The sequence below is a fragment of the Entomomonas sp. E7T21 genome (genome assembly GCF_058693955.1).
On sequence record NZ_CP191672.1, the window covers coordinates 2,012,505 to 2,035,572 of the forward strand.

The following is a 23,068-nucleotide window of genomic DNA, read 5'->3' on the forward strand; positions in this document are numbered from 1 at the left end:
ACAGTTTTAAGGTTTATTAAGATTATTCTGTATCAACTATTTCTTTAGTAGTTTCTTTGCTCTCTTTAACCTCTTCCACCGTCATTCCATCAACTCGTTGGAAGCCTCTAGGTAATTTATTACCACGTCTACCACGCTCACCACGATAATGCTCAAGATCAGCAGATTTTAAAGAGATTGTACGTTTACCTGATTGTAAAATAAGACTAGCTTCTTGAGGTAATACAGCAATACTCACCATATATTCCTCACGATTCGCTGCGCGACTGCTACTAATATTAATAATCTTATTCCCTTTACCCTTACCTAACTGTGGCAAATCAGCTAAAGGGAAAACTAATAAACGGCCTTCATTGGTTACTGCAGCAATCATATCTTGTTCCACATTCTTAATTGGCTGTGGAGTAATTACTTTAGCGTTTTGTGGTAAGGTTAATAAGGCTTTACCTGCTTTATTCTTAGTCTGTAAGTCTTCACCTTTAACGACAAAGCCATAACCCGCATCAGAGGCAATAATATATAAAGCATTGTCCTCAGGTAATAATACACATTCAAAATTAGCCCCTGCAGGTGGATTTAAGCGGCCTGTTAATGGCTCACCTTGTCCTCTCGCTGAAGGTAGCGTATGACTAGCAATGCTATAACTACGCCCTGTGCTATCAATAAAAACCGCTGCTTGATTAGAGCGACCAATGGCACTTGATAAGTAACCATCCCCTGCCTTATAAGATAAAGTTGCAGGTTCTAAATCATGTCCCTTACCACAACGCACCCAACCTTTATCAGAAAGTACCACGGTAATAGGTTCAGTAGGTAATAGTTCATTTTCAGAAAGTGCTTTTGCTTCAGTACGTTGTACTATTGGAGAGCGACGCTCATCGCCATAAGTATCAGCATCTTGAATAATTTCTTGACGAACTAATGAGCGTAATTTGTTTTCATTATTTAATAAACTAAGTAGTTGCTCACGCTCTTTTTGTAACTCATCTTGCTCACCACGAATTTTCATTTCTTCAAGACGTGCTAATTGGCGTAATCGAGTATCAAGAATATAGTCAGCTTGTAATTCAGTTAAATTAAAGGTTTCCATTAAGACAGGTTTAGGTTGCTCTTCAGTACGAATAATCTCTATTACCCTATCTAAATTTAGGAAAGCAATTAATAAACCTTCTAATAAGTGTAAACGACGCTCTACTTTATCTAAACGGAATTGTAAACGGCGACGTACCGTATTAATACGATATTTTAACCACTCAGTTAACATTAACAGCAAGCTTTTAACCTGTGGTTTACCATTAAGGCCAATCATATTCATATTGACCCTATAGCTAGACTCCAACTCTGTAGTAGCAAACAAATGCTGCATTAACTCTTCAGTATCTATGCGATTAGAGCGTGGCACAATCACAATCCGAGTTGGATTCTCATGATCAGACTCATCGCGTAAATCAGCCACCATTGGTAATTTCTTCGCCTGCATCTGCCCTGCTATCTGCTCTAATACTTTAGCACCAGAAACTTGATGTGGTAATGCAGTAATGATTACATCGCCATCTTCTACATTATAAACAGCGCGCATTTTTACAGAACCACGCCCTGTTTCATATATATTCTGAATATCTGCTTGAGGTGTGATAATTTCTGCTTCTGTTGGGAAGTCAGGGCCTTGAATATACTGGCATAAATCAGTTAATGTTGCTTGTGGATTATCAATTAAATGAACACAAGCATTAGCCACCTCCCTTAAATTATGGGGTGGAATATCAGTAGCCATACCTACTGCAATGCCTGTTGTACCATTTAATAATAAATTAGGTAATCTAGCAGGTAGTGTAACTGGCTCATCCATTGTGCCATCAAAGTTTGCTTGCCAGTCAACAGTACCCTGTCCTAACTCGCTTAATAGTATTTCTGAGTAACGTGACAATCTTGCTTCGGTATAACGCATCGCTGCGAAAGACTTAGGATCATCTGGAGCACCCCAGTTACCTTGCCCATCGACTAGAGGATAGCGATAAGAAAATGGTTGCGCCATTAATACCATCGCCTCATAACAGGCACTATCACCATGAGGATGATATTTACCTAATACATCACCTACCGTACGAGCCGATTTTTTATGTTTTGAATCAGCTGATAAGCCCAACTCACTCATGGCGTAAACAATACGTCTTTGTACTGGTTTTAAGCCATCACCAATATGAGGTAAAGCTCTATCCATAATAACGTACATGGAATAGTTTAGATAAGCTTGCTCAGTAAATGTTTTTAACGATTGGCGCTCAACACCATCTAAACTCATATCTATTATTTCACTCATTACTAATTACTCTTATACTGACGTAATATCAATTGGTTATTACGTTGGGTAAACTCTAATTGCCTTAAAAAACTCATACCTAATAGCACTTCATCATCCATATTTGGGGCAATAGTTGCACGCACATTTTGTATTTCAATACCACCTAAAGTCACAGTGTCCAATACTGTTGCCCAACCACGAACCATACCATTAGCAGTTGATAAATCAACCGGCATTTGTTTTTTCAAATTTAATCTATTAGCTAATGATTCAGACACAGCTACTTGTGTTGCTCCTGTATCTAACATAAATGTAACTGTTCGACCATTAATATGACCAGTAGCCATATAATGGCCACCACGGCCACTGTCTAAAACCACCTCTATATAATTACTAGCATAGGTTGATTGAGGATTTTTATTGGGATTCATTTTTCCCTCTTCCCAGCTAGCAAAGAACTTTACTGCTAATAACATACCTACTAACCAAGCAATTATCATCATTGTTTTGCCAGCGCCTTTGCCTGCTGGTTGCTGATTTTGATCAGTCATTTAGCATTCCCTCTGTTGCTAACCATCCTTTGTTTGGTACTTCAAAACGCCAAACAATAGGGCGATCTTCTCCATCTATCCGTTTATTCGCATTATCATTATCAAGTCCAATCCATGCACCTATATCATCAACCCATAATGCTTCAGGCATACCATATGCTCTATATTGACGTTGTGGTTGTAATCCTTCCTCAGCAAATGACCAACATTGCTCTACTTCCGCCTTCAAGTTACGACGGCAAACTCGAAAAGCACCACGCTCTAAAGTAAATAATTTTTCCTTATAAAAAACTAAGTCAGAAAAGTCTCTGGCATCAACACGATTTTTTCGACGAAACTGCTTAGGGAAAGCCTCCCTATCACCCTCTACTAATAATACACATTGTTGATTTGGACATTGCCAACCTTGCTCAGCGTCATATTGCACAGCTAATATACCGCGCTTATTACGCTCTGCCGCTAACCACAATCTTTGACCATCAGGCGATATAGCTATCCCCTCTAGCATTTGATTGATCTTTTGTAATAACCCCTGTTGTTTAGCTTGTTGCCATAAATAATCAGGTAAAGGTAACCATTTTGGTTCACCCTGCTTAGGTACTTTTAATACGGCTAGATAGGCTTCACTTACAATATAACGATTACCCTGTGTATCACAAGTAACACCTTCATAATCGTAAGCACCTCCACGCACCATACCAATCCCTAAATTAGCTAAACCACCCCAAACAGGCAAAGCATTAGTAGGGACAGAAGGAGGATCGAAAGTTTCTGCTTCTGCCCTTAAAATAGAAACTTTATTCAACTTGCTATTATCTTGTTGTTTAACCAATTTATAGAGCTGCGTATCACTACGATCCGAAATAGCTAATAACTCATCACCACACACAGCAATACCTGATAAATTACCATCTGGCATATTATCAACTGCATATTCGGTTTGTAATTTAAGCTCTGGCCATTTAGGTGGTGCAATTATAGTATTATCAACTTCAGCATAAACTGAAATCGATAATACTATTAATAACAATGCTAAACTTCTATTTAGCATTAAGCTAATACCTCAGCGAGGTTTCCTTTTTCTTCTAACCATTGCTTACGATCAGATGCGCGTTTTTTAGCCAATAGCATATCCATCATTTCTCGCGTTTCTTCAAAATGATCTAAGGTTAATTGTACTAAACGACGAGTATTAGGATCCATAGTAGTTACACGTAATTGAGAAGGATTCATTTCGCCTAACCCTTTAAAGCGCGTAACCTGTACTTTACCCCTTTTCTTATCAGCAGCTATACGATCTAAAATACCGTCTCGCTCACCTTCATCTAAGGCATAGAATACTTCTTTCCCAATATCAATCCGATATAAAGGTGGCATGGCAACATAAACATGCCCTGCTTCTACTAATGGCCTAAAATGTCGAACAAATAAGGCACAAAGCAAAGTAGCGATATGTAGTCCATCAGAATCTGCATCAGCTAAGATACAAATTTTGTTATAACGTAACTGGCTTAAATCATCTGAATCTGGATCAATCCCCATAGCTACTGCAATATCATGTACTTCTTGTGAACCTAATACCAGACTACCATCTACTTCCCAAGTATTAAGGATTTTACCACGTAATGGCATAATAGCTTGGAAGTCTTTATCTCTTGCTTGCTTAGCAGAACCGCCTGCAGAATCACCTTCTACTAAAAATAGCTCTGAACGGCTAGTATCTTGGGTGGCACAATCTGATAATTTACCGGGTAACGCAGGCCCTTGTGTAACCTTTTTACGCTCAACCTTTTTACCTGCACGTAAGCGCTTACCTGCATTACTAATAGCAAATTCAGCTAGTTGTTGACCAATCTCTGGATTAGAGTTTAGCCATAAACTAAAGGCATCTTTAACAGTCCCCCCTACAAAACCAGCTGCTTCACGGGAAGATAAACGTTCTTTAGTTTGCCCTGAAAACTGAGGGTCTTGCATTTTCATAGAAAGTACAAAACTGATACGTTCCCAAATATCTTCAGCAGCTAACTTCATATTTTTAGGTAATAGATTACGAAACTCACAGAACTCTCGCATCGCATCTAATAAACCTTGGCGTAAACCATTAACATGGGTGCCACCTAGCGGTGTTGGAATCAAGTTAACATAGCTTTCTTGTAATAACTCACCACCTTCAGGTAACCAAAGCACTGCCCACTCAACCGCTTCTTTAGTTCCCTCTAGATTCCCCATAAAGGAAGTTACTGGTAAACATTCAAAACCTTGCATAGCTTCAGCTAAATAAGACTTTAAACCATTCTCATAATGCCACTCAATATGTTCTTCGGTATTTAAATCGTCAAAAGAAATCGTCAAGCCTGGGCAAAGAACTGCTTTAGCTTTTAAAAGGTGTTTGAGACGTGATAATGAGAATTTAGCTGTATCAAAATAGCTGGCATTTGGCCAAAAACGCACGCTAGTTCCTGTATTGCGTTTACCTGTTGTACCAATGACTTCTAATTCAGATGCCTTATAGCCATTTTCAAAAGCCATACGGTATTCATTACCGTCACGCTTTACATGTACTTCTACTCGATGAGATAAGGCATTAACAACAGAAATACCCACACCATGTAAACCACCTGAAAATTGATAGTTTTTATTAGAAAATTTACCACCTGCATGGAGCTTAGTGAGAATTAACTCTACCCCTGAAATACCTTGCTCAGGGTGAATATCTACAGGCATACCTCGACCATCATCCGTTACCTCTAATGATTGATCAGTATGCAAAATAACTCGCACATTTTTTGCAAAGCCAGCTAATGCTTCATCAACGCTATTATCAATAACTTCTTGGGCTAAATGATTAGGTCTGGTTGTATCTGTATACATACCAGGGCGTTTACGAACAGGGTCTAAACCTGATAAAACCTCAATTGCCTCAGCTGTATAAGTTGTGTTCGCCATATACTCTCTTTAATCTAAAACCAATTATTTATTGGGTATTTCTGCCCAATCTAAAATCTCAGGTACACGTTCAGCAAAGTCTGCAAAACTATGATCACCACCCTCGTCAATAGTTAAATCACAGTTTTTATACCATTCTTTGGCAAAACGATAATCTATTACCTCATCACCTGTTTTTAACCATACTTTAAAACGTTCTTTATCTGTTGGCATGGGTGTTTCTAATGTAGCAAGCTCTTTAATATAACTCTCTACAAAAGCCTGCTCACTATCATAGGCGTCTTTTAATATTTTCCCTATTTCATCAGTAGCCCAGAGCTGACTATCTTGCAAGCTTTCCTGCTCATTAAATGTTTTACCCAAAAACCGATGAGGTAAAACGGCTGGATTAATCAATACAGCTTTTAATTGATACCGTTCAGCTAAATAAGTTGCATAATAACCACCCAAAGAGCTACCTATTAGAGTAGGTTTTTCTAAACTAAGTATTACTTCTTTAAGTTGATCAATAGCTTCTAGTGGACTTACAGGTAAATTAGGTGCTCTAAAGTGGCTAATTTGACCTCTTTCTAACATTAAATCTTTAACTTGTTGACACTTAAATCCCTTAGCAGAGCTATTAAAACCATGTACATATACTAATGATTTCATTGATTTGATCCATTCTCTATAATAAATGACAGTTAAAAGACTATTAGTATATTGTGATTAAGCTTAACAATAAACCTTTATTAATGATTGTTTGATTAAAGTTATTTCGGTATAATTACGTGCTTCATTTTTTCCCTGCTGGGAGTTGCCATGTTACGCATAAATCAAGAAGCACTTACCTTTGATGATGTCTTATTAATCCCTGGATATTCTGAAGTTCTGCCTAATACAGTTAGCCTTAGAACTAAGCTATCCCGTGGGATCGAACTCAATATTCCACTTATTTCAGCTGCTATGGATACTGTTACCGAAGCTCGACTTGCTATTGCCATGGCGCAAGAAGGTGGCATTGGTATTATCCATAAAAATATGACTATTGAACAACAAGCCTCAGAAGTTCGCAAAGTAAAGCGTTTTGAAGCAGGCGTTGTACAGCACCCTATCACTATAGAAGCAGATAAAACTATTGGTGACCTATTAAAAATCACTAAACAATATAATATTTCGGGTGTACCTGTACTTGCTAATGGTAACTTAGTAGGTATCGTTACTTCACGTGATATTCGTTTTGAAAGCAACATGAATACCAAAATTCATGATGTGATGACCCCTAAAGATAAATTAGTGACAGTTAAAGAAGGCGCTAATAAAGAAGAAGTAAGACAACTCCTTCACAAACACCGTATTGAAAAAGTACTTATCGTTAATGATGACTTCCAATTGAAAGGCATGATGACGGTAAAAGATATTGAAAAAGCAAAAACTTATCCATTAGCCACCAAGGATGATCAAGATCGTTTACGTGTAGGTGCCGCAGTAGGCACAAGCGCAGAAACTCCAGACCGTATTGCTGCCTTAGTTGAAGCAGGTGTTGATGTTATTATTATAGATACTGCTCATGGCCACTCTAAAGGTGTACTTGATCGCGTTCGTTGGGCTAAACAAACCTATCCAAATCTACAAGTCATTGGTGGCAACATTGCCACAGGTGAAGCAGCCATTGCTTTAGCTGATGCAGGTGCAGATGGTGTTAAAGTAGGTATTGGTCCTGGCTCAATCTGTACTACACGTGTTGTAGCGGGTGTTGGTGTGCCACAAATTTCTGCTATTGCTAATGTAGCCGCTGCTTTAAGAGATAGAGATATTCCCTTAATTGCAGATGGTGGTATCCGTTTTTCTGGTGACCTAGCTAAAGCTATTGCAGCAGGAGCTTACTCTGTTATGATGGGTTCTATGTTAGCAGGTACTGAAGAAGCCCCCGGTGAAATTGAACTTTACCAAGGACGTTCTTACAAATCCTATCGTGGCATGGGTTCATTAGGTGCTATGGCACAAGCTCATGGCTCAAGTGATCGTTACTTCCAAGACACATCTGCAGGCACTGAAAAACTGGTGCCTGAAGGTATTGAAGGCCGTGTACCTTTTAAAGGTGCTGTAGGCGCAATCGTTCACCAAATGATTGGTGGTTTACGTGCAGCAATGGGCTATACTGGTAGTGGCGATATTCCAACCATGCGTACTCGTCCAGAGTTTGTACGTATTACTGGCGCAGGTATGGCTGAATCACATGTACATGATGTGCAAATTACTAAAGAAGCACCTAACTACCGTGTTGGTTAAAAATCTCTCCCCTTACCTAAAATAAGGGGATTTTCCTTTTATGTTCTGCCTTGATGGATATCAATCATGACTCAAGACATTCATGCTCATCGCATCCTTATCCTTGACTTCGGTTCTCAATATACCCAGCTTATTGCTCGCCGTGTAAGAGAAATAGGTGTTTATTGTGAGCTACATCCATTTGACATGGATGAACAAGCCATTCGTGACTTTAATCCAAAAGGCGTGATTTTATCAGGTGGCCCTGAATCAGTACACGAAGCCAATAGCCCTCGAGCCCCACAAATTGTATTCGAACTAAACATCCCTATTCTTGGTATTTGCTATGGTATGCAAACTATGGCAGAACAACTAGGCGGTAAAGTAGAAAGCTCTACTATACGAGAATTTGGTTATGCGCAAGTAGATGTAATTGGCAAAGCGCGCTTATTAGAGGGCATCGAAGATATTATTAAAGATAATGGTACCCCTGCTCTTGATGTATGGATGAGTCACGGTGACAAAGTAAGCCAACTACCCCAAGGTTTTATACCTCTAGCTACCACACCAAGCTGTCCTTATGCAGGTATGGCTGATAATGAGCGTCATTGGTATGGCGTACAATTTCACCCAGAAGTAACTCATACTAAACAAGGTGAACGCATACTTTCTCGCTTTATCTTAGATATTTGCCAATGTAAAGCACTATGGACACCTGCCAATATCATCGAAGATATGATTAATAAAGTGCGCGAACAAGTAGGTGATGCTAACGTATTACTAGGCTTATCAGGTGGAGTTGACTCATCTGTAGTAGCTGCCCTACTTCATAAAGCCATAGGCGATCAACTAACCTGTGTATTTGTAGATAATGGCTTACTTCGTCTCCATGAAGGTGATCAAGTAATGGCTATGTTCGCTGAAAACATGGGTGTTAAAGTTATCCGTGCCGATGCTGAAAAACTATTTTTAGATAAATTAGTTGGTGTATCAGACCCTGAACAAAAGCGCAAAATTATTGGTAATACCTTTATTGAAATTTTTGATCAAGAATCTAACAAACTAACCAATATTCAATTCCTAGCACAAGGCACTATCTATCCTGATGTCATTGAATCAGCAGGTGCTAAAACAGGTAAAGCCCATGTAATTAAATCACACCACAATGTCGGTGGCTTACCTGAAGATATGAAATTAAAATTAGTTGAGCCGCTACGCGAACTATTTAAAGATGAAGTCCGCAAAATCGGTTTAGAGTTAGGTTTACCCTACAATATGGTATATCGCCACCCCTTCCCTGGTCCAGGTCTAGGTGTTCGTATACTTGGTGAAATCAAAAAAGAATACGCTGATCTACTTCGCCAAGCAGACCATATCTTTATTGAAGAACTCCACAAAGCAGATTGGTATCATAAAGTTAGCCAAGCCTTTGTTGTATTCCAGCCCGTTAAATCAGTAGGCGTGGTAGGTGATGGTCGCCGTTATGCGTGGGTAGTAGCATTACGCGCTGTAGAAACCATTGACTTTATGACCGCACGTTGGGCGCATTTACCTTATGAATTGCTTGAAAAAGTATCTAATCGTATTATCAATGAAATAGAAAATATTTCACGAGTAACCTACGACGTATCAAGCAAACCACCTGCAACAATTGAGTGGGAGTGACATCAAGTCCCCACTAGTTCTATAGTGTAAAAGAAAGCCAGTATTATCAATAAATATACTGGCTTTTTATCAATGAATGATATTACTAACGAGCATTCTCTCCAAAATCTCTTTCAAAGGCTTCTACTAATTTATCTTGCCAATCATTTAAAGATGAGATAATGTTTTTAGAACTTTCGCAAGATAATCACAAACATAAACTTAGGCAATGCTAATATGCAAAAAACTATTTTAAGCTTACTAATAGCAACCAGTTTGGCTGGTTGTACTTCTTATATTCATAAACAACCAGATCCGGTAACTATTGAAAATGAGAAATTTGTTAATATGCCTAAAGATAAGGCATGGACTGCTACTTTTAATCAATTATTTAATAATGTTTTTTCTGTTCAATCCTCAGATAAAGCAACAGGTACTATTGTAGCTACCTTTAAAACAGATCGCCCTGCTAATTATATTGATTGTGGTTTAGTAACTAGTAGTTATATTGATAAGGAAAAGGTAACTAAAAAATACTCCTATAATTATGCTGAATCTACAGAATATATTTATGAAAAGAACAGACAGGATTATGATGCGAAAGTAGAAACCGATCTTGATGCCACCATTACTGCAAAAGTGGCAGAATCTGGTTCAGTTACTACTGTAACTATCGATGTTGAATATACATTAAATCGTAATACAACATCTACGAATCAAGCCGATAAAACAGAATTGCCTATTGAAAAAGAACAAATCAAATTTACATCGACAGAACCTTATAAGACAGAGAAATTTTCTTGCATATCAACAGGAACAATTGAACATAATCTATTAAATGGTATTAAGTAGATTGAATTAAAATTTTGTAAGCAATAAAAAACCGTTATGACAAAAGACATAACGGTTTTTCAGTATTAATAACGTGCTAACTAATTGTCATTAAACTTGCGTTACCACCTGCCGCAGCAGTATTCACACTAATCGAACGCTCAATTAATAAACGCTCTAATGGAATACTAGTTTCACCTTGTGCTAAACCATGAACGCTAACAATAGCACCTTTACGATTAGCTACAATACGGCAAACTTCTGCTAATTGATCACAATCACCATGATAAAGCACTGCATCATAATGGCTCTCAGGCTTTTTCCAATCAGCAATAAATTTAACATGCTGTTGTATTTTTTCAGGCAATTGAGAACGTAATTTAGCATACTCATCAGACCATAATGCAATTGCACCCACAGATAAGACAGCAGCTAATTGTACTAATAAATCTTGTTCATTATTAGCTAAACAAAGAATATCCTGTCTTGCTAATAATTCATAACTATTACGCTCACCTGTTGGGCCTGGTAATATACGCAAGGTCCCTGCTTGAGCAATATGATAGAAATCGTCTGCTAGTTTACTAATACCAGCATATTCTTTCTTATCTGCCCATGTTTTGAAGCTTTTGATTACTTCTTCAATAGCGGCTTTACCTATATCTTCTGTGGCAATACCATCATCACGACGAATGAGTGATTTAGCTACAGCATCTTCTGGTTTAGTTGCTAATAGTCGGTACATATAAAGTGGTCCACCTGCTTTAGGACCTGTTCCAGATAAACCTTCGCCACCAAAAGGTTGTACACCTACTACGGCACCGACAATATTACGGTTTACGTAGATATTACCTACATGCGCTTTATCAATTACTTGGGCAATAGTTTCATCAATACGGGTATGAATACCCATGGTTAAGCCATAGTTAAGCTTATTAATTTGCTCAAGTAGTTTATCTAGATCTTTACGGTTATAACGAATTACGTGTAACACAGGACCAAACACTTCACGTTGTAGCTCTGTAATACTTTCTAATTCAATTAACGTTGGCACTACGAAAGTACCATTTTTAATTACCGCATTACTATAGATAGCTGATTGATAAACCGTACGACCTTTATTACGCATGGTTTCAATATGTTTATCAATAATTGCTTTAGCATCAGCATCGATCACCGGACCAATATCTACTGATAATAACTCTGGATTACCTAATTGATTTTCATCCATCGCGCCTTTTAACATTTCAATCGTACGATCAGCCACATCCTCTTGAATGCAGAGCAGTCTTAAAGCGGAACAACGTTGCCCTGCACTATCTAAAGCAGATGCTACGATATCAACTACTACTTGCTCTGCAAGCGCAGATGAATCAACAATCATAGCATTTTGACCACCTGTTTCAGCAATCAATGGAATAGTATGCCCATGATCATCTAAACGACCAGCAATAGTTTTATTGATAATTTGTGCTACTTCAGTAGAACCTGTAAACATGATACCTTTTACACGAGGATCAGCAGTTAATTTAGAACCAACAGTTTCGCCACGACCAGGTAATAACTGCACTACACCTTTAGGTATACCTGCTTCTAACATAATACGAATAGCTTGTGCGGCAATTAATGGTGTTTGTTCTGCAGGTTTAGCAATTACCGTGTTACCTGCTGCCAAGGCTGCTGCTACTTGACCTGTAAAAATAGCCATAGGAAAGTTCCACGGACTAATACATATTACAGGGCCTAGAGGTCGATGAGAATCATTAGCAAAATCACTTCTTGCTTGTTCAGCATAATAACGTAGGAAATCTATTGCCTCTCGAATCTCTGCAATCGCATTGTTATAGGTTTTACCTGCCTCACGCACAATAATCCCAATCAATGTCTGCATTTCAAACTCATATTGATCTGCAATACGCTCTAAAATAGCTGCCCGCTCCTGTGGTGGAGTGGATTGCCAAATAGGCGCTGTAGCTACTGCACAATTCAAAGCTACATCAACATCCTGTTCGCTTCCCTCATAAACCTTACCCACAATATCATTGTGATTTGCAGGATTTGTTACTGGCTGTGCGTTACCTAAGGTAACATCCTCCCCTAACATGGGAGCAGCTACCCACTCTTCAGTAGCACTATTTAATAAAGCACTTGAAAGAGAGGCTAAACGGTTTTCATTGGAAAGATCAATCCCTCTAGAGTTAGCACGACCTTTGCCATAAAGCTCTACTGGTAATGGAATACGTGGATGTGGTAAACCCATTTGACCTTCATGATGAGCTAATTTTTCAATTGTTTCCACTGGGTCTTCAATTAACTCATTAATTGAAATAGATTGATCAGCCACACGGTTTACAAATGAAGTGTTAGCACCGTTTTCAAGTAAACGACGGACCAAATAAGCTAATAATGTTTCATGCGTTCCCACTGGTGCATAAACACGACATGGACGGTTATATTTACCATCAGCTATTTTACCCACTACTTGTTCATAAAGTGGTTCCCCCATGCCATGTAGACATTGGAACTCATATTGACCAGGATAATAGTTATTACCTGCAATATGATAAATAGCCGCTAACGTATGGGCATTATGTGTTGCAAATTGAGGGAAAATGGCTTCTGGTACAGCCAATAACTTACGAGCGCAAGCCAAATAAGAAATATCAGTGTAACACTTACGTGTATATACAGGATAACCTTCTAAACCATCTACTTGAGCACGTTTAATTTCACTATCCCAATAAGCTCCTTTTACTAAACGAATCATTAAACGATGACGACTACGACGCGCTAAATCTATTACATAATCAATCGCATAAGGGCAACGTTTTTGGTAAGCCTGAATAACGAAACCAATGCCATTCCAACCTGCTAACGCAGGTTCAAAACAAAGTTTTTCTAATAAATCTAAAGATAACTCTAAACGATCAGCCTCTTCAGCATCAATATTAATACCAACATCATATTGTTTAGCTAATAAGGTTAAATTAAGAAGTTGTGGGTACAACTCTGTCATTACTCGATCGTACTGGGCACGGCTATAACGTGGATGTAAGGCAGAAAGTTTAATGGAAATACCAGGCCCTTCATAAATACCACGACCATTAGACGCTTTACCAATAGCATGAATAGATTGTTCATAAGAGATATAGTAGTTATCAGCATCTTTCTTAGTTAATGCTGCCTCACCTAACATATCATAGGAGTATCTAAAACCTTTGGCTTCAAACTTACCTGCATTAGCTAATGCTTCGCCAATAGTTTCACCTGTTACAAACTGCTCTCCCATCATTCGCATAGCCATATCAACGCCTTTACGAATGAGCGGTTCACCACTCTTACCAATAATACGATTTAAAGAACTGGTTAGTTTAGTTTCATTATGAGTAGCTGTTAATTTACCTGTAATTAACAACCCCCAAGTAGCGGCATTAACAAAGGTTGACTGGCTTTTACCAACATGTGGATGCCAATTACCTTTACTAATTTTGTCGCGAATTAGTGCATCACGAGTTTGTTTATCAGGAATACGAAGTAACGCTTCTGCTAAACACATTAATGCTACACCTTCATGAGATGAAAGTGAGAATTCCTGTAACAATCCTTGCACCAAACCGGAACGACCACCTGCACTTTTTTGGTTCCTTAATTTGTTAGCAATATCAAAAGCCATTTTATGAACAGATTGTGAGTCTTGCTCATTAAAGCGTGCTTGCTCAAGCATTAAAGGAATAATTTCTGGTTCAGGGCGACGATAAGCAGCAGTAATTGAAGCTCGCAATACTGATTGTGGATGAATACTTTCAGCAAACTCTAAAAATGGTTGAGTTGCAACTGTTGCTGTATTGTTATTAGTAGGTAACTCATCTATTTCTGCATTGGCTTGAACACCTAGCAAATCATCAATGGATGCTCCCTGTTCGATTTTTTCTAAATAACTAAAAATTGCTTGCTTAATCAGCCAATGAGGTGTTCTATCAATTCGCTTTGCTGCCTCTTTTAAACGTTGGCGCGCTGCATCATCTAACTTAACACCCAGAGTTGTTGAAGCCATAGTCAAACTCCACAAGATTATAAAAAAGAATCTAAATAATAAAAAAGTTAGTTTTTACCACTTACTTTTTTGTGTTATTTTTACCCATTGTAAAAATATTGGAAAATATCATTCAATATCCATGCCAAAAGGTGCAACCGATATTTTTTAAGGTTGCACCTTTGTTCGGCACACTTATTGCAAGTTATTTTAGACAGGGAGAAAAAAACAGGAAAGTCAGGTTAACTTAAGCATTATATTTTAGATAAACAATAGATTCATTAAGAAATATATTAAGTTTTTCTTTAAGTTAACTAAAGGTGCAACCTTAATAAATAACTAATATTTACAATACAATCAGGAGTAATACCTGCATGTCAGCAAACTATCAAACGACAGTAACATTTATACTGTACATTATTTTAATGATCATAATTGGGCTGTACGCCTACCGTTCTACAAAAAACTTTGATGATTATATTCTAGGGGGAAGAAGTTTAGGTAGTTTAGTCACTGCCCTTTCTGCAGGCGCATCGGATATGAGCGGCTGGTTATTAATGGGTTTACCTGGTGCTATTTACTTATCAGGCTTATCAGAAGCGTGGATTGCCATTGGCCTAACAATAGGTGCATGGCTCAATTGGTTATTTGTTGCTGGAAGATTACGTGTACATACTGAACATAACCATAATGCATTAACCTTACCTGATTATTTTACTACTCGCTTTGATGACCATACTCGTTTATTACGTATTTTTTCAGCCCTTATCATCTTAATTTTCTTCACTCTTTATTGCGCATCAGGTGTTGTTGCAGGAGCTCGATTATTTGAAAGTCTCTTTAACTTAGCCCCTTTAGCAGAAGCACTTCATTTAACACCCTATACAGTTGCTATGTTATTAGGTGCAACCGCCACTATTATTTATGTCTGTATTGGTGGATTCTTAGCTGTTAGTTGGACTGATACTGTACAAGCTACATTAATGCTATTTGTACTGCTATTAACACCTGTTTTCGTTATTCTTTCTTTATCTGACTGGAACTCCACTGTTCAAACCATTGAAACAGTAAGAGAAAATATTGATGTATTTAACCTGTTTGCAGTAAAAGGAGATACGGTTCTCATTAAAACTATTGCCATTATTTCTCTAGCGGCTTGGGGACTAGGTTATTTTGGACAACCACATATCCTTGTACGCTTTATGGCAGCAGACTCAGTAAAAAATATTCCTAATGCTCGCCGTATTGGCATGAGCTGGATGATTCTTTGCTTAGGTGGTGCTGTTTCTGCTGGCTTCTTTGGTATTGCTTATTTTGCAAACAATCCTGACTTGCCTGGCGCTGCGATTGTAGCAAAGAACTCTGAATATGTTTTTATCGAGTTAAGTAAAGCATTATTTAATCCATGGATTGTTGGTATCGTTCTATCAGGTATTCTAGCAGCTGTAATGAGTACTTTAAGTTGCCAACTATTAGTTTGCTCTAGTGCTTTAACAGAAGATTTCTATAAACCATTCTTACGTAAAAGTGCTTCTCAAAAAGAATTGGTTTGGGTGGGACGTGCAATGGTATTAGTTATTGCCCTTGTTGCTATCTTCTTAGCACGTGACCCTGATTCTAAAGTACTTGGTATGGTTAGCTATGCATGGGCAGGTTTTGGTGCTGCTTTTGGTCCTGTGATTTTATTATCATTGCTCTATCGCAACATGACTAAAGAAGGTGCATTAGCGGGTATGATTATTGGTGCAGCGACAGTATTGATATGGAAACAATATGGCTGGTTCAACCTTTACGAAATTGTTCCTGGTTTTATCTTAGGTATTATTGCTATTTTTGTTGGTAGTAAATTAACTAAACCTACAGAACGTATGTTAAAGCGTTTTGATGAAGCAGAAAAAGAATATAAAACCTTAACAGGTAAATCTTAATTTTATAAGAAAAAGCAGATAGAATTATCTATCTGCTTTCTTTATTTATGATTTTTATCATATTTTTACTTTATTCCCCGCTCTAAACCCAGTATCATATTTCTCCTTATTATTTACCCCCCTTAAATAATGTTAGTTACTTTTCCTCGTATTGGCCCCTATCAACTAAGTGGCCGTCTTATACTCGCTCCTATGGCAGGTATAACTGATCGGCCACAACGCATGCTATGTCGCCGTTTTGGTGCCGCATTAGCTGTATCTGAAATGGTAACAAGTGATACACGTCTATGGAACAGTAACAAATCAAAACATCGCTTACCTCATCAAGATGATTTAGAACCTAGAGTAATTCAAATAGCTGGCACTGAACCAGAACAAATGGCTAATGCTGCTAAAGCTAATGTTGCATTGGGTGCACAAATCATTGATATCAATATGGGATGTCCTGCCAAAAAAGTGTGTAATAAAGCCGCAGGTTCAGCCTTAATGAAAGATGAAAAATTGGTTGAGAGTATTTTGCAAGCAGTAGTAAAAGCTGTTAATGTGCCTATTACTTTAAAAATGCGTACTGGTTGGGATAGCTCAAATAAAAATGCGCTGACTATTGCTAAAATAGCAGAGCAATCTGGCATTAAAGCTATCGCAATACACGGTAGAACCCGTACAGACTTATATAATGGAGAAGCTGAATACGATACTATTGCAGAAATAAAACAGCAAATTAACTTACCTATTTTTGCAAATGGTGATATTGCCTCTCCAGAAAAAGCACAATTTGTATTAAACTATACAAAAGCAGATGCTTTGCTTATTGGTAGAGCCGCGCAAGGTAATCCATGGTTATTTAGGGAAATTAATTATTTTTTAGAAACTGGGCATTATTATTCTTCCCCTACCTTTACCGAAAGAAAGCAAGTAATGTTAGAGCATTTAACAGCCTTACACATCCTTTATGGTGAAGCTATGGGAATGCGGATTGCAAGGAAACATATGGGTTGGTACTTGTCTTACCTACCCGAAGGTATAGTTTTTAAACAGCAATTTAATCAACTAGAATCCGCGCAAGAACAATATACCTATATTAAAAATATTTTTACTCAATGAACTACTTAGAACATGATAAACATGAAGGACTTAGACAGATGGTAACAAGTACTGTGCACAAAGCTGTACCACTCAGTACAAACTACATAGAAGGTCAAACTTTACGCAGCTGCGTTGAAAAAGCACTACAAACATATTTTGCTCAGCTTGATGGACAAAATACTATCGATCTTTATGATTTAGTTTTATCAGAAGTTGAAGCCCCCCTCTTTGCTACTGTTATGGAATATGTAAAGGGTAATCAAAGTAAAGCTTCAGAACTTTTGGGTTTGAATCGTGGTACATTACGTAAAAAATTAAAGCAATATAACTTACTTTAATTTTCATAAATTATAACTTCTAACTTGATGGACTGATCATGACTGACCAAACAATGCGTCTTCCTGTTCGTCGTGCACTTATTAGTGTATCTGATAAAACAGGTATTGTTGAATTTGCCAAACAACTTAGTGAACTTAATGTAGAAATTTTATCTACAGGTGGGACTTACAAGTTATTAAAAGATAATGCAATTAATGCTAAAGAAGTGGCGGAATATACAGGCTTTCCTGAAATGATGGATGGCCGTGTTAAAACCCTTCATCCCAAAATACATGGGGGTATTTTAGGTCGTCGTGGTACAGATGATGCAGTAATGCAACAACATCAAATTGACCCTATTGATATGGTTGTAGTTAACCTCTATCCATTTGCAGCCACAGTAGCAAAGTCTGACTGTGACTTACCAACAGCGATTGAAAATATTGATATTGGCGGCCCAACAATGGTGCGTAGTGCTGCTAAGAATCATAAAGATGTTGCAATTGTAGTAAATCACCAAGATTATTCTGTACTTATTGATAGTCTAAAACAAGGTGGTTTAACTTATGCAGAACGTTTTGGTTTAGCATTAAAAGCTTTTGAACATACTGCTGCTTACGATGGTATGATTGCTAACTATCTGGGTACTATTGATCAAGCTTCTGAGACATTAACTACCCAACATCGTATTGAATTCCCACAAACCTTTAATATGCAATTTATTAAAGCTCAAAATCTACGTTATGGGGAAAACCCTCATCAAAAAGCTGCTTTCTATGTAGAGGCCAACCCTGATGAAGCTTGCATTGCCACAGCAAAACAAGTTCAAGGCAAAGAACTGTCTTATAATAATATTGCTGATACTGATGCCGCATTAGAGTGTGTAAAAAGCTTTGTAAAACCAGCCTGTGTAATTGTAAAACACGCTAATCCTTGTGGTGTTGCGGTAGTTCCAGAAAATGAAGGTGGTATCCTTAAAGCTTATGATCTAGCTTTTGCAACAGACAGTGAATCAGCGTTTGGTGGCATTATCGCTTTTAACCGAGAGCTAGATGCAGCAACTGCTAAAGCTATTGTTGATCGTCAATTTGTGGAAGTCATTATTGCTCCAAAAATTAGCGAAGAAGCAAAAGCTGTGGTAGCTAGTAAAGCCAATGTACGTTTACTAGAATGTGGTCAATGGCCTGCCGAACGCCCAAGAGATTTAGACCTTAAACGTGTTAATGGTGGACTTTTAGTACAAACACGCGATATTGCAATGATTACTACTGACGATCTAAAAATAGTCACTAAACGCACTCCTACTGAAAAAGAAATTCACGATCTTATTTTTGCATGGAAAGTGGCTAAGTTTGTTAAATCTAATGCCATTGTTTATGCTAAAAACCGCCAAACAATAGGTGTTGGTGCTGGCCAGATGAGCCGTGTAAACTCTGCTCGGATTGCTGCTATCAAAGCCGAACATGCTGGCCTAGAAGTTAAAGGCGCAGTAATGGCTAGTGATGCTTTCTTCCCATTCCGTGATGGTATTGATAATGCTGCAAAAGTAGGTATTGCTGCCGTTATTCAACCTGGTGGATCAATGCGCGATCAAGAAGTCATTGATGCTGCTGATGAAGCAGGTATCGCTATGGTATTTACAGGAATGCGCCATTTCCGTCACTAATCTAATAGGAGCTAGACAATGAATGTATTAATCATCGGTAGTGGTGGTCGTGAACATGCTTTAGCGTGGAAAGTAGCGCAAGACTCACAAGTAGAAAAAGTATTTGTAGCACCTGGTAATGCAGGTACAGCTATTGAGGACAAATGTGAAAACGTAACCATTGATGTATTAGCATTAGAAAAACTCGCTGACTTTGCCGAAGAAAATGTCGATTTAACTATTGTTGGCCCTGAAGCTCCTTTAGTTAAAGGTGTAGTAAACCTATTTAGACAACGTGGTTTAAAATGTTTTGGCCCTACTGCTGAAGCAGCACAATTAGAAGGTTCGAAAGCCTTTACTAAAGATTTCTTAGCTCGCCATAATATTCCTACTGCCAGTTATCAAAACTTCACCGAAGTTGAACCTGCTCTTGCTTATTTAAAAGAAAAAGGTGCGCCTATTGTAATTAAAGCGGATGGTTTAGCTGCTGGTAAAGGTGTTATCGTTGCTATGACCTTAGAGGAAGCAGAAGCTGCTGTTAGAGACATGCTTTCTGGTAATGCGTTTGGTGATGCTGGGGCACGGGTTGTTATTGAAGAGTTTTTAGAAGGTGAAGAAGCCAGCTTTATTGTAATGGTTGATGGCGAACATGTGTTACCAATGGCAACCAGTCAAGACCATAAACGCGTAGGTGATGGTGATACTGGCCCCAATACAGGTGGTATGGGTGCTTACTCTCCTGCCCCTGTAGTCACTGCTGAAGTTCATCAACGAGTAATGGATGAAGTTATTTATCCTACTGTTCGTGGCATGGCCAAAGAAGGTAATATATACACTGGTTTCCTTTATGCAGGATTAATGATTGATAAAGCAGGTACGCCAAAAGTTATCGAGTTTAACTGCCGTTTTGGTGACCCTGAAACGCAACCTATTATGTTGCGTTTGCAATCTAGCTTAGTAGATTTAGTAGAAGCTGCTTTAGCAAAACAACTAAATACAACAACAGCAAATTGGGATAATCGTTGTAGCTTAGGTGTAGTGCTAGCTGCTGCTGGTTACCCTGCTGACTATCCAAAAGGTGATGAGATTACTGGTCTAGATTTAGCTGTCGCTAATAATGGTAAAGTATTCCATGCAGGCACAGCCTTAAAAGATAGTAAAGTAGTCACTAGTGGCGGTCGCGTACTTTGTGCTACTGCTCTAGGTAATACAGTATTAGAAGCGCAACAAAATGCTTATCAATTAGCTGAAAAAATTAATTGGAATGGCTGCTTCTATCGTAAAGATATTGGTTATCGTGCAATTGCTAGGGAACAAAACAAATAGATTATAAAAAAGGTAGCTAATTAGCTACCTTTTTTATTGCTCAATACTTAACTAATCTTTTGCAAATCTTGATCTACAATTAATAAATCTTTATTGTCAGAGTGGCTCTTAAAAATCTCGACTACACTCTCTAAACGTTGCCAATCTTCAGCACTAATAACTTGCTTTGCCTTAAATGGAATCACTTCATTACGATATCCTAAGCATACTGGATTTGGCATAAAATCTTGATAATAGTCAGTTGGCCCTTGACTACAAACACAAACACCTGCCAACCTACTCCCTTCTTTAAATTTTCCTACAGCCTTTTTAAAAGTAACCACTTTCACTCCCCAACGTGGAAGCTGATTTTTTGTTTTCATTAAGGGAGCCATAAAAAGAGCTTGGTAACTATCTTTTTCCACTTTAATAATACCTGGAATAATAGTACCTAAGTTAAAAGCAATGGTGCTAAAAAAACGATTAACAACATTAGTTACTTGTGTCCCTATAGTACTCAAAAACACCCCTATAATACCTATAATAAGAGGTGTCCATAGCCAATTAATCGTAAATAACCATGCGGCTAAGCCAATGAGCAATAATCCTGCTATTTTTAATACCCAACCTAATAATTTGGGCCTATTTGTACCTTTTTGTTTAATTGCAAATTGTTTTAAACGATTCATATCAAGCAAATTACTAGCAAGATTTAATCTACCATTTGTAACAGGCGCATCTGGATTAACATCTATAGGTTTACCAATTTTATGAATACCATAAAAATCTTCATTAAGAATACTTTCAACACGTTCCGCTTGTTCTTGTTGGTTATTTAAAATATATAACATTAATTGGTATTCTAATGCTTTCGCTACAATAACTTGCTCTTCTACATCGATTACATTGCTATATTTATCTATAAATATTTGTAGTTGTTCAATAACTGCAGCATATTGTTGCTGATCTTTAGTATCTTTAACTTGATAAAAATGTTTCTCAAGCCAAGCAAAACCATCACGCATTGTATACCCCTACATTAACTTCTATAAAATAAAAAAACACCATTGTTTTAAATGACAATGGTGTTTTTTACATAAATACCTCTTAACGCTCTAAATACTGTAGTTTATCTTTTACACCATCCCACTCTTCAGCATCAGGCAATTGATCTTTCTTCTCTGTAATATTTGGCCATGTAGCCGATAGCTCAGTATTTATCTCAACAAACTGTTGCATATTCTCAGGTAATTCATCTTCTGAAAAAATAGCTTTAGCAGGACACTCTGGCTCACATAAAGCACAATCTATACATTCATCTGGATTAATAACTAAAAAATTAGGCCCTTCATAAAAACAATCAACAGGGCAAACTTCTACACAATCTGTGTATTTACATTTAATGCAATTATCAGTAACAATAAAGGACATTCAATTTCTCCTAACGCTCACGGCAGCGGACGCAATTTTAACAGTTTTTATAACAACTTTGGCAGATTGTGCCCATATTTTTAGTTATATTATTATAATCAATTTTTCGATTATAACATTTTTAATAAGTAGTTAGGCTATTAGCTGAGCTGCCTAAATGTAATATTAATACGTTGCTCACCCAGTAATGGATGATTATTGCTCTTAATAGGTAACACACCATGAAATCGCAATCTATCCACTCCACCCCACACTAAAACATCTCCATGGGATAATACGAGTTTTTCTGTTTGATCCGTTCGTTTTAACCCACCCCACTGAAAAGTAGCTGGAATACCTAAAGAAAAAGAAACAATAGGTGCATTTAAATTTTTCTCATCTTTATCTTGATGAAGTGATAATTTACTTCCTATAAGATAGCGGTTGATTAGACAACCATCTGGTTGAAAATTAGGATAACCTGCTAAACCTGCTGCTTGTACAGCTAACTCTCTAAATAAACTAGGCATATTAGGCCAATGGCGCTGAGTGATCGGATCTTGTTGACTATAATGATAACCTTTTAAATCAGTTACCCAACCAACATTCCCACAATTAGTCATACCCACTGACATTTTATGACCATTGGGTGTTAACATTTTTCTAAAGGGAGCTTGTTTGGTTATTGTCTCTATTTCAGTAATGATTTCAGCAGTATACTCATTAATAAAATGACGAATTAGTAGTGTCCCTTCACCTAATCTTATTTGATTAAGTTCCTCATCATTTTCAAATAAATCATCTGTTATCATCTACGCT

Annotated in this window: 17 protein-coding genes; 8 read left to right on the forward strand and 9 right to left on the reverse strand. The window is 37.7% G+C overall.

All coding sequences use genetic code 11. The features are described from left to right. Positions 1-22 precede the first annotated feature (22 nt). Genes parC through ACQVD9_RS09735 form a run of 5 tightly spaced genes read right to left on the reverse strand, consistent with a single transcriptional unit; the run spans position 23 to position 6,450 of the window. Complete coding sequence (gene parC, locus ACQVD9_RS09715; RefSeq protein WP_264745839.1) at positions 23-2,320, reverse strand: DNA topoisomerase IV subunit A; 2,298 nt, start codon at positions 2,318-2,320, stop codon at positions 23-25. A 2-nt stretch (positions 2,321-2,322) separates the two neighbouring features. Continuing rightward, entirely contained in the window at positions 2,323-2,853 is a 531-nt protein-coding gene (locus tag ACQVD9_RS09720) for a retropepsin-like aspartic protease family protein (protein WP_264745840.1), read from the reverse strand. Next, positions 2,846-3,904, reverse strand: coding sequence for an esterase-like activity of phytase family protein (locus ACQVD9_RS09725; RefSeq protein WP_264745841.1), 1,059 nt, complete (start codon positions 3,902-3,904; stop codon positions 2,846-2,848). Before ACQVD9_RS09725 ends, ACQVD9_RS09720 begins: the two co-directional genes overlap by 8 nt. Beyond that, complete coding sequence (parE, locus tag ACQVD9_RS09730; protein WP_264745842.1) at positions 3,904-5,799, reverse strand: DNA topoisomerase IV subunit B; 1,896 nt, start codon at positions 5,797-5,799, stop codon at positions 3,904-3,906. The genes ACQVD9_RS09725 and parE overlap by 1 nt, the downstream gene beginning before the upstream one ends. Before the next feature lie 24 nt (positions 5,800-5,823). Then, a complete protein-coding gene (locus tag ACQVD9_RS09735; protein WP_264745843.1) occupies positions 5,824-6,450 on the reverse strand; it encodes a YqiA/YcfP family alpha/beta fold hydrolase in 627 nt (208 codons plus the stop codon). Positions 6,451-6,600: 150 nt separating this feature from the next. On the opposite strand from ACQVD9_RS09735, the gene guaB reads away from it, so the two are divergent. The 3 genes from guaB to ACQVD9_RS09750 all read left to right on the forward strand — a co-directional run bounded on the left by guaB (position 6,601) and on the right by ACQVD9_RS09750 (position 10,545). Next, complete coding sequence (guaB, locus tag ACQVD9_RS09740) at positions 6,601-8,070, forward strand: IMP dehydrogenase (RefSeq protein WP_264745844.1); 1,470 nt, start codon at positions 6,601-6,603, stop codon at positions 8,068-8,070. 66 nt (positions 8,071-8,136) lie between these two features. Then, a complete protein-coding gene (guaA, locus tag ACQVD9_RS09745) occupies positions 8,137-9,714 on the forward strand; it encodes a glutamine-hydrolyzing GMP synthase (protein WP_264745845.1) in 1,578 nt (525 codons plus the stop codon). A gap of 216 nt (positions 9,715-9,930) precedes the next feature. Continuing rightward, a complete protein-coding gene (locus ACQVD9_RS09750) occupies positions 9,931-10,545 on the forward strand; it encodes a hypothetical protein (RefSeq protein ID WP_264745846.1) in 615 nt (204 codons plus the stop codon). Between the two features lie 76 nt (positions 10,546-10,621). On the opposite strand, the gene putA is transcribed toward ACQVD9_RS09750, so the two are convergent. Then, on the reverse strand, positions 10,622-14,578 hold the full coding sequence (putA, locus tag ACQVD9_RS09755) for a trifunctional transcriptional regulator/proline dehydrogenase/L-glutamate gamma-semialdehyde dehydrogenase (protein WP_264745847.1): 3,957 nt from the start codon (positions 14,576-14,578) through the stop codon (positions 10,622-10,624). A 353-nt stretch (positions 14,579-14,931) separates the two neighbouring features. On the opposite strand from putA, the gene putP reads away from it, so the two are divergent. The 5 genes from putP to purD all read left to right on the forward strand — a co-directional run bounded on the left by putP (position 14,932) and on the right by purD (position 20,860). Further along, complete coding sequence (gene putP, locus ACQVD9_RS09760; RefSeq protein ID WP_264745848.1) at positions 14,932-16,485, forward strand: sodium/proline symporter PutP; 1,554 nt, start codon at positions 14,932-14,934, stop codon at positions 16,483-16,485. Positions 16,486-16,614: 129 nt separating this feature from the next. Continuing rightward, entirely contained in the window at positions 16,615-17,589 is a 975-nt protein-coding gene (gene dusB / locus ACQVD9_RS09765) for a tRNA dihydrouridine synthase DusB (protein ID WP_264745849.1), read from the forward strand. 38 nt (positions 17,590-17,627) lie between these two features. Then, positions 17,628-17,909 carry a DNA-binding transcriptional regulator Fis gene (fis, locus tag ACQVD9_RS09770; RefSeq protein ID WP_264745850.1) on the forward strand — a complete coding sequence of 94 codons (282 nt, stop codon included), beginning with the start codon at positions 17,628-17,630 and terminating at the stop codon, positions 17,907-17,909. A 38-nt stretch (positions 17,910-17,947) separates the two neighbouring features. Next, positions 17,948-19,555 (forward strand): bifunctional phosphoribosylaminoimidazolecarboxamide formyltransferase/IMP cyclohydrolase, encoded by a 1,608-nt coding sequence (gene purH / locus ACQVD9_RS09775; protein WP_264745851.1) that lies wholly within the window; start codon positions 17,948-17,950, stop codon positions 19,553-19,555. An 18-nt stretch (positions 19,556-19,573) separates the two neighbouring features. Continuing rightward, the gene (gene purD, locus ACQVD9_RS09780; RefSeq protein ID WP_264745852.1) at positions 19,574-20,860 is read left to right on the forward strand and encodes a phosphoribosylamine--glycine ligase; all 1,287 of its coding nucleotides are present in this window, start codon (positions 19,574-19,576) and stop codon (positions 20,858-20,860) included. A gap of 47 nt (positions 20,861-20,907) precedes the next feature. Here the strand turns inward: purD and ACQVD9_RS09785 are convergent, their stop codons facing one another. From ACQVD9_RS09785 to alkB, 3 genes are all read right to left on the reverse strand, one after another. Then, positions 20,908-21,864, reverse strand: a complete 957-nt coding sequence (locus ACQVD9_RS09785; protein ID WP_264745853.1) for a DUF3239 domain-containing protein — start codon at positions 21,862-21,864, stop codon at positions 20,908-20,910. An 82-nt stretch (positions 21,865-21,946) separates the two neighbouring features. Further along, a complete protein-coding gene (gene fdxA, locus ACQVD9_RS09790) occupies positions 21,947-22,270 on the reverse strand; it encodes a ferredoxin FdxA (protein ID WP_264745854.1) in 324 nt (107 codons plus the stop codon). Positions 22,271-22,410: 140 nt separating this feature from the next. Beyond that, positions 22,411-23,061, reverse strand: a complete 651-nt coding sequence (gene alkB / locus ACQVD9_RS09795) for a DNA oxidative demethylase AlkB (RefSeq protein ID WP_264745855.1) — start codon at positions 23,059-23,061, stop codon at positions 22,411-22,413. Between the last annotated feature and the right edge of the window lie 7 nt (positions 23,062-23,068).